We start from the raw sequence: 15,825 nt of genomic DNA on the forward strand, positions 1-15,825 counted from the left end.
CACACAGAGTGATTCTGATACTTCTGAATCTGATGATGACCCGGATGACTACTGGTTAAAAGTTGAGAGGAAGAGATATATAATAAGTAAAAGTTCGGATTTGCTCTTTGAAAATTGGGTGGAAGAACTTAAACAAGCCAATATTACACTGACAGGGACAGATGGAGACCTCCGAAAGGAGGTTTCAATGAACCTACTAAAAAGAAAGGGGAGCCCATACTATTACATTGATATATGTTTGAATGGCGTAAGATTCAGACGCTCCACGCATACTTCAAATAAAGCAGATGCACAAAGAATTGCCAGTCAAATGCTCAACAAACTCTGGAGTATACAGAATACAGGTTCTTCTCCGGATGTTCCAGCATTTAAACAGGCATCAGAGAAATTCGTTGAGTACCAGAAAAACAAGGGACTTCGTTCATGGGAAAGGGAACTATTATGCCACAAACACCTCGTCCCCTACCTTGGAAACAGGAAGGTAAGTGAAATCAGACCTAAAATTATCCAGGAAACTCTCACCAGAATAAAAATAGCCAAAAATCTCTCTCCCAGGTCCCTTGATTACCTCCGGGGGTATCTGCACAGGTTTTTTGAGTATGAGCGGAGGATAGAGGAACATGTACAGAATAACCCTGTAGAGATGGTGGAACGCATAAAATATGACAACATCAGGAAACATATTCTTGAGGTTTCACAGCAAAAACTCTTTCTTGATAATATAGATGACCCTGTGGTAAAAGATGCTGTTATTTTTATACTCTTTACAGGGCTCAGACAGGGGGAACTACTGAATCTCAAGAAGCAGGACTTCAAGAAAGTGGATGATATCCTGTATTTTGTTATCCAGAGGGAGAAAACTCCAGAAGTCACGACAGAATTCCCACTGGTATGGGATATCCCGCGACAGATTGTTGAAAAGTACCTTGCCCTGACCAGAGGGGTGAATCTCTTCTGTTATGAAGATGGACGTGCCCTGGATAAACACAACCTGATATACCAGATAAAGAAAGCAAGAAAAAAGGCAGGTATAGAGAAACTTTGCTGTAATGACCTGCGAAGGACTTTTTGCACGAGGATGCGGATGGCAGGTTGTGATTATGAGGTACGGGAGTACTTAATGGGGCATAAGATTCCTGGTTCTTCGTCACACTATTCAATCTATAATGTGCAGAATATTGCTGAAAATTTAAAGAATTTAGAAAAAAATTGGCACAAATTTGGCACACTGAAGATTTTAAGGGGTGAGAAATGTCAGGGGTAAAACTGTGGAAACCGTTGATAGACAAGTGCCGGGAGAGGGAGTCGAACCCTCACGGGTCGCTTCGCTCCTCAGGAGGGGGTGCTTCCCCCTTCCTGATATAGTCCTCCCCCCAATACGAAATACGCAGGGGACGATACCTTCCCCTGCACCCCTTCCTCCGTTCGGGTTCTATTAAATAAAAAAATGCCGGGAGAGGGAGTCGAACCCTCACGGAGATAAATCTCCAACGGATTTTAAGTCCGTTGCGTCTGCCATTCCGCCATCCCGGCAAGTGAAATTATTATAAAACAAACTTGCTCTTAATAGCAAGTTTTTCTATTTCCTTATGAAAAATCTGTAGATGGCGATAATGTAAAGGAAAAGAACAGGAATAAGGAAAAACCATATGTAATGTCTGATAAATTCAGAGGTGTAAGCTCCTAAAATTAAACCGAGCAAGATACAGATAATTTTAACCAGAGCCATATCCCATACATTCATCCTGTGAATTTTATCTTCACTCCATTTTATAAGGGTCATTTTCCTCCTTGTATAAGTATTTTTAAGAACTCTCTGGCATTGGAAAGCATATTGTGGTTATTATTAAAGTAGGCATATACATACTCAGGATTAAGGTAAAAGATTTTATTAGCAATATTTTCCATCTCACTTCTTGAATAGTTGTAGTTATACCAAGAAGTTTTACCATGAAATCGGACATAAACGATGTCATTTGTTCTGACTATAAAGGACTGTCCCTGAGGACTATCTATACTTACAAATACAATGCCTGTTTTTTCAATCTCCTTTACTATTTTCTCTTCAGACCAGCCAGAGTGTCTAAATTCTATTGCTACTTTTTTCTTTTGCTCTATTATATTAAAAAAGTTTTTTATTCTTTCAAGATATTCAGTGGAGAAAGAAGGAGGCATCTGAAAAAGGTAAAAATCAATGTTCTTTTCCAGTGGTGAAAAAAGTTCCTTAAAATCATTCCATACATCTATTGCCTGTTCATTCAGTTTTAAAATATGGGTAATTTTTCTGTGGACTTTAACAGAGAACCTGATATCTTTTGCTTTTACTGCCCATGACTTTATCTGGTTAGGATAAGGGAATCTGTAAAAAGATGCATTAAGTTCTACTGAATTTAGTCCGGAATGTTCTACAAACCAATCAAAATTACCACCTTCATTCCAGTCATATAACCATCCGCTTGTTCCCACATATACCTTCACCTTATCCTCCAGAAAGAATATGAAAGATGCTATAAAGATTGTAAATTATATGCAGGGAAATAATAAGCAATAAACCATTTTTCAGAGGAACTGAAACATTATATGAGCAAAACACCAGTAAAGAGAAAGAGATAACAAAGGTGTAAAAATCAATCCATAATGGTTCAAATTTCCCAGGATATATATTAAACCATCTCAATATAAAACCTGTAAGGAAAATAATAGTGAAAATCAGATATATATAACAGATGTTTATCTTTTTTAAAAGGGAAAGTCCTAACAGATAAAAGAGCAGAAATTTTATAATCACATAAATATGGTAAAGAACTTCTCTACTCATAGGATTAGTATAGCACAATTTTAATAGCCATTTCTTTTTTTATTCTTTACCTTTTCCCTTCCCATATGAAGGGGGGAATTGCTTTTTCCTTCTACCTAAGCGAGAGAAGGGCAGGATGAGGGGGAAAAGAGCAGGAAAGGTCTCACCCTCCCCTCAATCCCCTCCCCTCAAGGGAGAGGGAATTGTTAAAAATTCCTCTTCTCAAGGGAGAGAGGAAGAGAATTTGAAGTATTACCTGTCTACCCTGTCCGTATGAAACATTGACGGAATAAGGATTTGAGATATAATACTTTGAAATAAATAAAAGGAGTGTGAGATGGAAATAACATGGAAATGGGCTGCGTGTGGATATACTTTAATGGGATATAAATCTACAGAAGAGGTTATAAGTTTATGTAAATACGCTGGAATTTCTGCTATTGAGATGAATACTGGTTTTATAAATGGTAAAGATAATAAAGAAATTGAAAAGATGGCACAGGATTATAAGAACAATAATATCATTTTATATAGTTTTCATCTTCCTTTTACTGAAGACGATGATATCTCTGCTTTTTATGAAATAAAACGGAAAGAGGTTGTGAAAAAGATGTCCAGATTGATAGAACAGGTATCTATACTTGGCAATAAAGTTGTAATTCTACATCCTACAACAAATTATTCTGATGTAAATACAGAAGGTATTGACCGTTATCTCTATCAACTCGGTAGAAGTTTAGAAGTTTTACTACCTGAAGCAGAGAAATTGAATCTTACAATAGCAATAGAAAATATGCCTCCGAACTCTTCAGGCACTCGCTTTGGTTCTCTGCCAGAACACTTTACAATAATGACGAAGAAGTTCTCACATCCTAACTTTGGTTTTTGTTTGGATACAGGTCATGCCAATATCTCAGTTGGACAGGATGGCCCTAATATATTTTTTGAGGTAATGAAAAAAAATATTGTGGCTTTCCACTTACAGGATAATCCAGGAGATAGAGACCTTCATATCGCACCAGGATATGGTAGAGTTAACTGGAAAGATGTATTTACAAAGATGTCAGCAATCCGATTCACTCATCCTGCCTGTATTGAAACACCTCCGTTTGGATATTTAATAAATTCAACATACACACCTGACGACTGGAGAGAACTTTTTGATAAGGTTGATTCCCTCGCCAGAAATATATTAAAATAGTTATATGAAAATAGAAACGTTGTATAATGCCTTCAATTCATTGGGAAGGATGTTACAAAATTCTGCAATACAATATAAGAACAGACCTGCTGTAATTTTTCACAGAGGAGTTACTACATATCAGAAGATTGAAGAAACCTCAAACAAAATAGCGAATTTTCTTTTCACACAGGGAGTAAAAAAAGGAGACCGCGTAGCACTTTATTGTATAAACTCACCCTACTTTATTTCTATATACTTTGGTATTGTGAAGACAGGGGCTACAGTTGTCCCGATAAATCTGCTTTTAAGTGCAGAAGAGGTCCAGTTTATTCTCTCTGATTCAGGGGCGAAAGGGATTTTTTATTTTGAAGCATTTGAAAACAATATCCACCTTATAAAGGATAATCTTCCAGAAATGAGATTTATGGTTGCGATTGGTAAATCATCTATTGAAAAAGCAATACCAGTAGAAAAAATAATAATTGAAGAGAGAGATACCTTTGAAATACCTGAACTAAATCAGAACGAGGATGTAGCGGCAATACTCTATACCTCAGGAACAACTGGCTATCCTAAAGGAGCAATGTTAACACACAGAAATCTTCTTTTTAATGTTAATTCAATTCTTCAGGTGCTGAACGTAGACGAGAATGATGTTTTCTTAACAGTACTGCCTTTATTCCATGCTTTTGGAGCAACTGCAGGTATGATTTCCCCTGTAGCGGTAGGTGCAACTATTGTCGCAGTCCCAAAGTTTGCACCTGTTGAGATAGCAGAAGTAATAAAAGAAACAAAAGCCACTATTTTTCTCGGTGTACCTTCAATGTATAAACTTCTCGCTGACTTGCATGATGAATATAATTTCCATCTTTCTTCACTACGTTTCTGTATATCAGGGGGAGATGCCCTACCCTTGCATACACTTCAAAGATTTGAAGAGAAATATAACGTAATGATTTATGAAGGTGATGGACCTACAGAATGTTCTCCTGTAACAGCGGTTAATCCTATTGGTGGTATGCGTAAGATTGGCTCTATTGGAAAAGTAGTTCCTGGAGTTGAAATGAAAATTATAGATGATAATGGAAATGAATTGAAAACAGGAGAGGTAGGTGAGATAGTGGTGCGCGGTGAAAATGTAATGAAAGGTTATTTCAACAGACCTGAAGATACAAAGGAGGCATTCTGGGGAGAATATTTCCGAACAGGGGATATGGGATATAAAGATGAAGATGATTATTTTTATATTGTAGACCGCAAAAAAGATATGGTTATTGTAAGTGGGATGAATGTATATCCGAGAATGGTTGAGAATGTTATAAGAAAACATCCTGCAGTATTAGAAGTAGCAGTGGTCGGTGCACCACATCCACTACATAATGAAGTTCCGAGGGCTGTAATAGTTCTTAAAAATGGGGCAACTGCTTCTGAAAAAGAAATCATCCATTTCTGCTCAAAACATCTCGGCAGACATGAAGTACCTCGTATTGTAGATTTTGTCTCTGAATTACCTAAAACACCCACCGGAAAGGTACTGAAAAGAATTTTAAGGTCAGGAACAAAAAAGTTTCATGATTGAAAGGAGTTTATATGGGAAAGAAAAGATTGAGTAATGCAATACCTGTATTCACAAAATGGAAACTCATACGACTCTTAATTTTTATAATAATCATATCCCTTACTTTTTCTATTAGAAAATATGTACCAGCAATTAATACATTTGGATGGGGCTTTGCTTTAGGTATGATATGTATGGCAGTTCTTACCGGCTAAAGTTTCACTTACAAACCTGATTTAACCAGAGCCACCTCGGGGATTTGAACCCCGGACCTGAGCATTACAAGTGCCCTGCTCTACCACTGAGCTAAGGTGGCTAAAAATATCTAAATTTTTATAGAGATATATTTTACCTATCTTTTAAAAAATTTCAACCTGTTTTAAGGAGTAGCAGAAGGAGGTATTCTTGTACTTACGATAGCGAGCATAACAAAAATAACCGCACAAATAATAATGATGATTGAAAATATTGCCCCCTCCCATTCTTTTATTTTACTCCCTTTAAGTGTTTTACCTTCAGTAGCAGACCTGATACTTCTCAAATCCAGATGTAATTGATTCAGAAGAAAACAGATAAAGGCAAAACCACACATAAGAACAGTTATAGCATAAATAAGTAAATAGTTCTGTTTCATTTGTATCACCCCCTTCATTTCTTTTCTATATTTATTTTATCATCTTATAAAAATAAAGGACACAAACAATTACTAATTTAATTTCTATCTATTCTTCTTCTGTTTATCCAGTAAACGATAAAAACCTAATGTTATCATTATAACTGATATACATACAGGTACAATAACAGGAGATACCCATGGACATGGTATTAGGAATAGAACATCCCAGTCAAGAAGATTCTCAGGCCATTTTAACCAGAGGTAGAGAAAGATATAGTAAAAGATGTCCCAGATACCAAAAGCAATTAAAAAACCAGCAAGTTTTTCTCTGTTATTTTTCCCGAATAAAAGGGCAACACATATAAGCATAACTATTGTGGCAAATTCCCTCGTTTGTTCACTCCACATTATCCCTGCATTTTTGATAAAAGTGCATAGGTCTTTATATGAAGAGATTGAGGACCATTCAGGGACAGGAATAAGTCGCCGTAGATATACAACAACCATTGCTTCAACATATGCCATCGCAATAGCAAATAATATAAGAACAAATGTTTTTTTCATCTTGAATTTGCATTACCCGCAGAGATATTTTCTTCTCATTATTCATTTGTCTATTATTCCAAAGGGTTGTGTATAGGTATAGCCACCCTCACCTATCAATCTTGCTCTGATATAGGTTCCGGTGTCTTTTTTTATTTTATTTAGATTTACTACCTCGCCTGTTGCTACAACTTTACCATCTGAAATCCACTCTATCGCATTTGCATCTTTTGATTTTACATAAATACGTATTTCTCCATTTTGTACAAGCACTCTTGATATTAAAATAGATTTTATCAATGGAGGCATTTTATCTGATGTCTTTTCTGGTTTATATGAGAAATAAAAGATTCCTTTTCTCATTGCTGTATCTAACTCATCAACGGTTAAATTTTTTAAGATAAAAACATTCCATGATAACCCTATATGTTCAGGTAGATGTGCATCATCATTCCCAAAACCCCAGACAGGTCTATCTGGCATTAACCTTGTAAGAATTCTATCCCATAGAATCTGGTCCATAGGACACCTGTTGCCCTGATTATGAACCTCAATACCCACAATAAAAGGATACCGTGTATAAAGGTCAATATACCACTCATCAGAATAGTTATACCTTCCTGGATGGAACAATACTGCTATACCGTCTTTTTCTCTTATATTATTCAATGAACTTTCTATATCTACACAAGGACCTGCATCTGTAAAATAACTTCCGAGATGATGATGACTGGAAAACTCACATCCCTGAACTGCTAACATATCTATCTCTCTGGGATTTCTATTTTCATAGTTTCCAGATTTATCAAACTGCTCCCATGGGAAAGTAATTATATTATGGTCTGTAATTGCAAGGATAGTATATCCTGCCTCTCTATACCTGTTTACAACTTCAGATAGAGATAACTGTCCATCAGAACATTTAGTATGGGTGTGTAGATTTACCCTGTACTGTTTATCTTTTTTCCAGTTTATATCTTGATAAGGGTTTTTTATTTCTAAAGAGAATACTACATTACAAATCGTAAGAAACAAGATTATCAAAAATTTACATTTCTTTTGCATTTCTCCTCCATGACTCTCAAACTTCTTCTATTTTTCCGGTTTTCAGAAAGACAATATATCTTTTTACAATATCGTTTTCAGGAAACATCTTTCTTACTGCTTTTTCATATATATCCATCTGACTTTTGTATTTTTCGGTTTTCCCTTCTTCCATTTTGTAGTCATAGATACAGCAGATATTATCTTCTCTAAGGACTATTCTGTCAATAAAACCAGTATATATCCTGCCTTCTATTTCAACTATGAAAGGCATTTCTGAATACCTTCCCTCTTTTATCTCTAAAATCTCTCTAAATTCAGAAATTTTTTCAATACCATCATATATTTTTTCCAGTCCTTCTTCCATTTTCTTGTTTCTATCAAACATTGCTTTTTTCAAATAAAATCTCACCCTTTTGTTATATTCATTCCTGTTTTTTATCTCGCCTTTTGATATTTCATAAATCAATTTATGTGCAATATCTCCGATAAGAGTTCCTTCATAATAGTACTCCCCATCTTTTTTTTCTTCCGTATAAGATGTAAGCGTACCTGCTAAAGATATTCTTTCAGGAATATAATCTATTTGCAATTCCTTTTCTATTTTCTCTTTGGATATGGATATTTTTTGAACAGGAGTTGCTGGAAACTCATTTCTAAACCTTTCAATCATATTTATCCATATACTTCCACCTCTTGCTTTCTTTGTCCCTGAAATAAAAAGGTACTGACAGGCACGGGTAAGTGCCACGTATAATACTCTCTGCTCTTCCTCTTCAAGCATCTGCCTAAAACTCTTCTCATATTCTTCATCTGCTTCTTTTTTAAGAATAAATTTATAAAGTGGGGATTCTTCTGTCTTTTGATAAAAGATGTCTTCCTTTCCGATATTTACATTGCCGTCCTCAATATTCACAAGAAAGACCGCGGGAAATTCAAGCCCTTTTGCATTATGCACTGTAAGTACCCTCACTGCATCCTGATGTTCTGAAAATATATCCGCCTTCGGTTCTTCATCAGAAAACATCATTGTTCTTAAATTTCTTGCTACGGTATATAAAGGAACCCCTCTCCAGTTATCTATAATCATTAAAAACTTCTCAATATTGGCTTTCTGCTGTGTACTTATCCCTCTCCAGAAATCTAATTCCTTAATTATTCTTTCAACTACATCTACAATCTCTTCATTCTTAAGCATATCCCTCCATTTATATATCTTATCAATATCAATTTTGTAAACAGAGGAGATTAAATTCCATAAAGAATACATATCCGATGGGTCTATAAGAGCAAGGATAAGTGAAAGAAGAAATATAATCTCTGGTTCTCTATAAAACCCTATACCTCCAATTACTACAAAAGGAATGCCTGCTTCTTTAAGTTGTCTCTCAAGAATCGGGAAATTTTTTCCTGCTTTTTTTCTCAAAAGTATGGCTATATCACGGAATTCAATATCTCTGAAATCTCTTATCTTTTTGTCCCATACCTTCCTTTTATTTTCTATAAGTTCCTGTATCTTACCTAAAACCCATATGTATTCACTTTCTTTTGCATTATCCTCATTTCTCTCCGCTATATTTATCTCTACACAGGAAGGCGCCTCAACTCCAAGCCCACCGGATAATTTTTCCTCTGTCCATGGGTAAATACCATCAAAAACATTATTTATAAAACTGATTATTTGAGGTGTGCTTCTATGGTTATATAGAAGTTTTTTTTCAGTACAATAGATATTTAAAACTTTTTTTGCTTCATCAAACACCTTTCCTTCTGCTCCCCTAAACTTATATATGGACTGCTTCCTATCGCCTACAAGAAAAATACCATATGGTTTCCCTGTTTCTGTCTTTGCAGTATAGCCGGATATCCAATCCTCAACGAGTTTATATATAATCTTCCATTGTACAAGATTTGTATCCTGAAATTCATCTACAAATATAAAGTTATTTTTTTCATCAAAATCCTCAAGTATTGTCAATGCATCAGGGCTTTCATTGAGAATGTTATATGTCATTATTTCAAGGTCATTAAAATCGAGCGCAGACAGTTCTCTCTTTATGTTTTCAGATATTTCATTTATATATTTACTGATACCTGCTATTTTCTCTGTAAGTATCCCTTCAGAAATTCCAATAGTAGTATATGGATGTTTTTCCATAATATTGAATATCTGCTTTTTTAACGTTTGTAATTTAAAGTCCTTCAGAAGATGGAGTAATTGCTCTGAAGTTTCAGTATTTAAAAATTTGTTGAATGCTCTATAGGAGAACAATATACTTTCTCTTTTGTCTATTACATTGAAAAAAGGGTCTATACCTTTATAAAATGCAAACCTTTTTAAAAGCAGACGACAGAAGGAATGTATGGTTGAAATACGCATCCTCAATATGGCATTTTCTAATTCTATCTTTTTATATTCAGGGAGTTTTTGAAATATCCCACTATACATCTCTTCAAGAATACGTGTTTTCATTTCTATGGATGCTTTTTCAGAAAATGTTACTGCAAGAATCTTTTTTATATCAGATGCAGGATTATCTTTCCCTATTAAATTAAGAAACTCCCTGGTTATCCAGTAGGTCTTACCTGTCCCTGCTGATGCTTCAATAATAACTGCTCTAAAGTTAATCTCTTTCATAAGGACATAGCCCTTTATAACAACAGAAATAACAGTTAAGTGGTTCTTCCGGTATAAAACTGAAATTTTCTTCAAGGACCTTTATTGCCACATTATCAAGAAATCCTTCTATTTTTTCAAAATAGTCAATCTTTTTATAGTACTTTTCATAATCGCTATCTTTCCCTTCTTTTTCAATAAAATCAAATCGCCATATATTACCAGTAATATCTTCCGGTGAGATATTAAACTTTTTGCTATACATCCATATATAAAGAGGTATCTGAAGGTTATATCCGTTAAAGAAATTATTCTCTGTGTAACTCGGAGGAGGTGTTGTGCCTGTTTTTATATCTATAATGTTTAACCTGTTATCTGGTGTTTTTTCAATACGGTCTATCCTTCCTCTCAGATGTAATAACCCAGTACCTTCTTCTATTTTGTGTTCCGAATCAACAAAGATATTACCTGTATGTGCCTTGATTATAGATGTAAATTTACCATTGACTTCTTCAGAACGTTTTATCATAATATTTTTATAGAGATTAGATATTTTCTGTTCCTTACATTCTTTTCCAATTTCTTCTATCATTCTTTCATTAAAAAGTTTTATAAGAACTACAACATCTTCATCCATAATTATTTTGTTTTTATAATCCTTAAATATATCATCCATTACTCTGTGTATGATACTACCCCATAACTCAGGTACTTCTGCAACCTCAGGTAGTTGATATGGTTCTATCTCCTCAACCTCTTTAAGATAAAAACTATATGAGCACTTAAGCAAGGATTCTAACTGTGTGACTCTTATGTTTAATTTTCCATCTCTTACAAACTTTTTAATAAATTTCTCTTTAGAAAAAGATGGGGCAAAAATTTCAGATGCTTTTGAAATAAATATGTTTGGGGCTGGAGTTGAGTCCTGTAAATCAAATAAAAAGATTGACTTCATCTGGTTTTTATCCCCTATCTTTGAAGGATATGTGAAGATAATTTTATCATTTTCATTTTTAAGTCGGTACAGGTCCAGCCGTTCTCTCGCCATTCGTAAATCATAACTGGTAAACCCCATCTGTTTTTTCAGGGTGTCTGGTATAAATAACTCTTCCAGCGAGGGAGCGGATGGAATATTTTCATCCGTTGCTCCACCAACAATACAGAGTTTTTTACTCATTCCCACACTTTCCTGAACACCACTTACTTTCACACCAGAACCTCTGCCTTCTTCAACCTCCACAAGTTCAAGTGCCTTTTTAAGTATATTAACAAACTCGTCTTCTGAGAAAAAAATGTCTCTCTTTATTTCATAAAGAAGTTTCTGGAAACGAGTTCTTATTTCAGAATAACCGGGCTGCCAGCCGAGTTTCTCTATTATAAATTCTATATCCTGTACCCACTCTTTCAGGGACTTTGGACTACCTTCTATTCTTTTTATTATCTTCCCGACAATATCTATATTCTTTCCTCTTAATAAGTTAAAATCGTCTCTTACAAAACCTACTCTGCTGAATTTTTCCCTCGTATCTATAGAAAACTTCTCTGTTGCTCTTATATCCAACTTAGAAAAATATGGACAGGTTAATATGTTCATTAAAGTTCCCCAATCATATGTTTCCTTAAAAACAAAAAATTCCAGAAGTGTTGATATTGAAGTATCCTGATTTAAAGAATAGCCAGGTAAAATCTCAGAAGGAAGATTATATCTTTTAAATACCCTCTGGACAATGGGTCTGTAAGAAGGCATACTGGGAAATACAGTCATAATATCGTTCAATGTCCAGTCAGGATGTTTTTCTAATTCTTTTCCTATAATACTTACTATTCCTTCTACTTCTTCTGCCTGCGTGGAAAAATTATAGCATTCTACCTCTGGCTGTCTGTTTTCTTTTTGATAAATATCTTCTTTCCATTGAGTTAGTTTTTTAAGCCATGAATATGTATTATTAAGAATAAGTTCTTTTACATCAATAGATACATTTTCATCATATGGAAAAGAAAATACAACAGATGGTATATTATCTATAAGGTTGGATACAAATCTTCTCTGGTAGTAAGGTATCTCACAAAAACCTTCAAAAACAAGTTCCTTGAATTTTAAGTACCTGACATAATCCACTGCCTCCTTATATATATCTTCCATATCAAGAAGATTATTTTTCTTCATATACTCTGTGTATCTTTCCATAATATCAAATGCAAACAGCACAATGGAACAGTTATAACCAAATTTCCAATCAAAACTGTTTATTTTTTCTTTTATTGTTTTAAAAGAAAGAGATATATCCTCTGTAGATATTTTTACATCTTTTATAAAATTGGCTATAGCGAGAGCCATACCCGGTGGGGTATACCTGAAACGTTCTTCTATCTTATGGTCTTTAAGCATTTCCAGAATGACTATATACTTTTCTACATCAGATATAACCCTCTTTTCTGACTCACTATTAAGAATATTAAGTGCTAATGTCTTTATGGTGTGAGTGGAAGGAAGTAATGGATTTTTCTGCCTATTCCTATAATATCTTATTTTAAAGTCATTTATTTTACTTACGTGAGGTGTAATATACAGCGTTTCCAGTGGTTCTTTAATGAATTGCTGGATAAGTATATCTGTTTTATCTTTACGATTAAATGGAAATAGAAGCAACTTTTTCATATCACTATTTTAAAATTTTTTACCTGTTTTTTCTTTATACCCAACTGCCTTTATATTATAATAAATAAAATAGAAAATAAAGAGAAGAAAAGATGGATAAAAAGAAAAAAAAGAAAAAAAGTGATGATAAATTAGTCCATTTCTTTATATTCCTATTCTTTGTATTTTTCTTTTATGTTGTAAAAATCATACCCTCGTTTTTCTATCCTCTTATAAGTCATATGATAGGAATTACTTTATTTTATACTATGGGCAAAAGCAGAAAACTTATATTAAAAAATATGGATATTATTTATGGAGATACTATAGACAGAAAAAAGAGAAGAAAGATAGCAAAGGATTTATTTGCTGGCATAGTATTGAGTTTATGTGAGTGTATACAAACAACAAAAATCAAAGATGAGCAACTCTTTGATATGGTAATAATTGAAGGAGAAGAAAAACTTCAGAAAGCGTTAAGCGAAGGTAAAGGTGTTATAGGAATCTCTCCTCATATGGGAAATTTCCCACGACTTCAGGCAGTTTTATCAAAGAAGGGATACCCTGCAACATATTTTTCAAGACCACCGTCAGGAAGATATTTAGCAAAACTATTCAGGAAAATTACTGCTTCTGAAGATGTTCCTCTTATATATCTTACTAAAAGAAGACAGGCAATAATAGATGGCCACAGATGGATACAGAATAAAGGGATGTTATGTTTTTATATTGACCAGCATGATAGTAAAGGAGTTGAAGTTGAATTTTTTGGAAGGAAGGTCTATGCTCCTGCAGGTGCTGCTTCTTTTGCAAGGAAGTATGGATGTCCTGTTTTAGGACTTTTTACATACAGAATGATTGATGGAAAACAAAAAATTATTATTGAAGGACCTTATAATATCCAGGAAACAGCCAATCCTGAAGAAGATATTAAAGTAAATACTGGGTTTTTCCTTAAAAGGGTTGAGTACTATGTAAAGTTATATCCAGAACACTGGTATTCCTGGCTACACAAAAGATTTCCGGGATTATATTAAAAATTCCTGATAATCAGCATTACAAGTGCAGTAATAATACCAACTGAAAGATTATCGTTTATTTTCAGAGGTAAAACCTCCACAATAGAAGATATAAAAGCCCCGATTATAAGAAGAGGTAAAGAGATATTAAGAAAAGGATATATAATCAACCCTATAATAAGATTGAACAACAACCCACCTGCTAACCCTTCCAGTGTCTTTCCTGGAAATATCTGCTTTTTCCCATATTTTGTTCCTATAATGCCACTACCTGCATCTCCAAAAACAAGAAAAAACAGTGCTGCAATACTAATATCTTTCTGGAAAAAAAGGATAATAAAAACAGCCAGCATAAAATATGTATCTCCTGTAAGTTTACCTGACTGTTCCCTGAAGATTCCTTTTCCCTTTCCTGTGATATAATCCCATACCGCAGGATGTCTCCATCGCTCATATTCCATTGCGAGAAGTAGTGTCAAAAAAAACGTGGCTAATAGAAGAGGTAAAAATATCCTATCTGTAATTAAGTAAAGTACAGGAAAAAGAGAACCCATTATTACTCTATATATCTTTCTCTTACCTATCTTCATTTCTTTTTCTCTTTTATCTCTTTTATAAGATTAGGATTTACCATTATCCCTGTGATAATAAGTAAAATAGTAGATACAGATGTCTGAAGGAAAACCATCATATCTTTTCGCAGCCCATATGTAAAGAACATTAATACAAAGTAAACAAGCACACAGGACAGTAATACCTTAGGAGAACGAGGATTAATCTTCTGTGCAACAAACCAGAGAATAATCACCAGAGGAAAAAGAATTGGCATAAGAAAAAGTATGACACCCCCTGAAGTAGCGGCACCTTTACCACCTTTGAATTTCAGAAAAATAGAATAACAGTGTCCCAAAATAGCAGAGACACCCACTATGGTAAGAATTATTATATTGCTGATACCTAAATTTTTAGCAAAGAGCATAGGAACAACACCTTTTATAGTATCACCGAGCCAGACAATAATTCCCCACTTTCTACCTATACTCCTTGCCACATTAGCAGCACCTGGATTACCTGTTCCTATATCTCTTATATCTTTGCCTGTAAGAAAATAGGTAAAAAGGTAGGCAAATGACACACTTCCTAAAATATAACCTGCTAAAATGCAATAAACTATCTCCATCTGTATAATTATACCTTTAACTTCTATATTTTTACAGGGATACCTTTTTCCATTGATTCATGTGCTTTAAGGGTAATTGCGAGTGTCTTCAATCCATCTATATAATCGGATTTCACATAAAAAGATTTCCCTGTTTCTACTGCTTTTATAAATGCTTTTTCTTCTTCAAACATAGGGTCAATGGAAGATATTGATGTAGTTTTTTTGTTCCCCTTATCTACAGTAAGTGTATTTCCCTGATAATCAAGTATTATCCCCTTACCAACAACCTCCACACCACTATTAAAACCATTCCATAACCAGGTACAGGTAAGGTTTCCAATATATCCATTTTTAAATTTCATAAGGATGGATGAAGCATCTTCAACATCATACCCCTGATATATTTTATTGTTTATTCCTCCTATTTTATATCCATATACCTCCTCTACATCACCACAAAAATACTGCATCAGATTAACTATATGTGTTGCCTGTTCTACAAGTTGTCCTCCTGACATTGCCTTTGTAATCAACCACTTGTTTCTTCCTTCACCTGGTACTCCGCCATAATACCTCCCTCTTGCAAAAGCAACCTGTTCTTTACTAATAATCTCCTTTGCTTCATCAACAATATCAAAGTATCTCAAG

15 protein-coding genes and 2 tRNA genes are annotated in these 15,825 nt (G+C 34.3%); 5 read left to right on the forward strand and 12 right to left on the reverse strand.

Annotation, left to right across the window (positions count from 1 at the left end):
* Positions 1-1,264, forward strand: a 1,264-nt coding sequence (locus N3D17_07080; GenBank protein ID MCX8083133.1) for a tyrosine-type recombinase/integrase, incomplete at its 5' end; no start/stop codon positions are given.
* A 184-nt stretch (positions 1,265-1,448) separates the two neighbouring features.
* On the opposite strand, the gene N3D17_07085 is transcribed toward N3D17_07080, so the two are convergent.
* From N3D17_07085 to N3D17_07095, 3 genes are all read right to left on the reverse strand, one after another.
* A tRNA-Leu gene (locus N3D17_07085) sits at positions 1,449-1,533 on the reverse strand.
* 46 nt (positions 1,534-1,579) lie between these two features.
* The gene (locus N3D17_07090) at positions 1,580-1,783 is read right to left on the reverse strand and encodes a hypothetical protein (protein ID MCX8083134.1); all 204 of its coding nucleotides are present in this window, start codon (positions 1,781-1,783) and stop codon (positions 1,580-1,582) included.
* The gene (locus N3D17_07095; protein MCX8083135.1) at positions 1,780-2,478 is read right to left on the reverse strand and encodes a DUF72 domain-containing protein; all 699 of its coding nucleotides are present in this window, start codon (positions 2,476-2,478) and stop codon (positions 1,780-1,782) included. Before N3D17_07095 ends, N3D17_07090 begins: the two co-directional genes overlap by 4 nt.
* A gap of 656 nt (positions 2,479-3,134) precedes the next feature.
* On the opposite strand from N3D17_07095, the gene N3D17_07100 reads away from it, so the two are divergent.
* The 3 genes from N3D17_07100 to N3D17_07110 are packed head-to-tail and all read left to right on the forward strand — an operon-like array spanning position 3,135 to position 5,753.
* Positions 3,135-3,998, forward strand: a complete 864-nt coding sequence (locus N3D17_07100; protein MCX8083136.1) for a sugar phosphate isomerase/epimerase — start codon at positions 3,135-3,137, stop codon at positions 3,996-3,998.
* Between the two features lie 4 nt (positions 3,999-4,002).
* Positions 4,003-5,559 carry a long-chain fatty acid--CoA ligase gene (locus tag N3D17_07105; protein MCX8083137.1) on the forward strand — a complete coding sequence of 519 codons (1,557 nt, stop codon included), beginning with the start codon at positions 4,003-4,005 and terminating at the stop codon, positions 5,557-5,559.
* Positions 5,560-5,570: 11 nt separating this feature from the next.
* Positions 5,571-5,753, forward strand: coding sequence for a hypothetical protein (locus N3D17_07110; protein MCX8083138.1), 183 nt, complete (start codon positions 5,571-5,573; stop codon positions 5,751-5,753).
* Between the two features lie 29 nt (positions 5,754-5,782).
* On the opposite strand, the gene N3D17_07115 is transcribed toward N3D17_07110, so the two are convergent.
* The 6 genes from N3D17_07115 to N3D17_07140 all read right to left on the reverse strand — a co-directional run bounded on the left by N3D17_07115 (position 5,783) and on the right by N3D17_07140 (position 13,017).
* A tRNA-Thr gene (locus tag N3D17_07115) sits at positions 5,783-5,854 on the reverse strand.
* A gap of 63 nt (positions 5,855-5,917) precedes the next feature.
* A complete protein-coding gene (locus tag N3D17_07120) occupies positions 5,918-6,172 on the reverse strand; it encodes a hypothetical protein (GenBank protein MCX8083139.1) in 255 nt (84 codons plus the stop codon).
* Positions 6,173-6,256: 84 nt separating this feature from the next.
* Complete coding sequence (locus N3D17_07125; GenBank protein MCX8083140.1) at positions 6,257-6,718, reverse strand: hypothetical protein; 462 nt, start codon at positions 6,716-6,718, stop codon at positions 6,257-6,259.
* A 42-nt stretch (positions 6,719-6,760) separates the two neighbouring features.
* Positions 6,761-7,762 (reverse strand): PHP domain-containing protein, encoded by a 1,002-nt coding sequence (locus N3D17_07130; protein MCX8083141.1) that lies wholly within the window; start codon positions 7,760-7,762, stop codon positions 6,761-6,763.
* A 16-nt stretch (positions 7,763-7,778) separates the two neighbouring features.
* On the reverse strand, positions 7,779-10,379 hold the full coding sequence (locus N3D17_07135) for a UvrD-helicase domain-containing protein (protein ID MCX8083142.1): 2,601 nt from the start codon (positions 10,377-10,379) through the stop codon (positions 7,779-7,781).
* On the reverse strand, positions 10,366-13,017 hold the full coding sequence (locus tag N3D17_07140; protein MCX8083143.1) for a PD-(D/E)XK nuclease family protein: 2,652 nt from the start codon (positions 13,015-13,017) through the stop codon (positions 10,366-10,368). The genes N3D17_07135 and N3D17_07140 overlap by 14 nt, the downstream gene beginning before the upstream one ends.
* A gap of 92 nt (positions 13,018-13,109) precedes the next feature.
* Between N3D17_07140 and N3D17_07145 the strand changes: the two genes are divergently transcribed.
* On the forward strand, positions 13,110-14,033 hold the full coding sequence (locus N3D17_07145; GenBank protein ID MCX8083144.1) for a lysophospholipid acyltransferase family protein: 924 nt from the start codon (positions 13,110-13,112) through the stop codon (positions 14,031-14,033).
* Here the strand turns inward: N3D17_07145 and N3D17_07150 are convergent.
* From N3D17_07150 to N3D17_07160, 3 genes are all read right to left on the reverse strand, one after another.
* On the reverse strand, positions 14,030-14,605 hold the full coding sequence (locus N3D17_07150) for a hypothetical protein (protein ID MCX8083145.1): 576 nt from the start codon (positions 14,603-14,605) through the stop codon (positions 14,030-14,032). The genes N3D17_07145 and N3D17_07150 overlap by 4 nt on opposite strands.
* On the reverse strand, positions 14,602-15,195 hold the full coding sequence (locus N3D17_07155; protein MCX8083146.1) for a glycerol-3-phosphate acyltransferase: 594 nt from the start codon (positions 15,193-15,195) through the stop codon (positions 14,602-14,604). Before N3D17_07155 ends, N3D17_07150 begins: the two co-directional genes overlap by 4 nt.
* Before the next feature lie 23 nt (positions 15,196-15,218).
* A partial coding sequence (locus tag N3D17_07160; GenBank protein MCX8083147.1) for a Gfo/Idh/MocA family oxidoreductase occupies positions 15,219-15,825 on the reverse strand: 607 nt, incomplete at its 5' end.

Source organism: bacterium, from assembly GCA_026414725.1.
GTDB lineage: Bacteria > Ratteibacteria > UBA8468 > B48-G9 > JAFGKM01 > JAAYXZ01.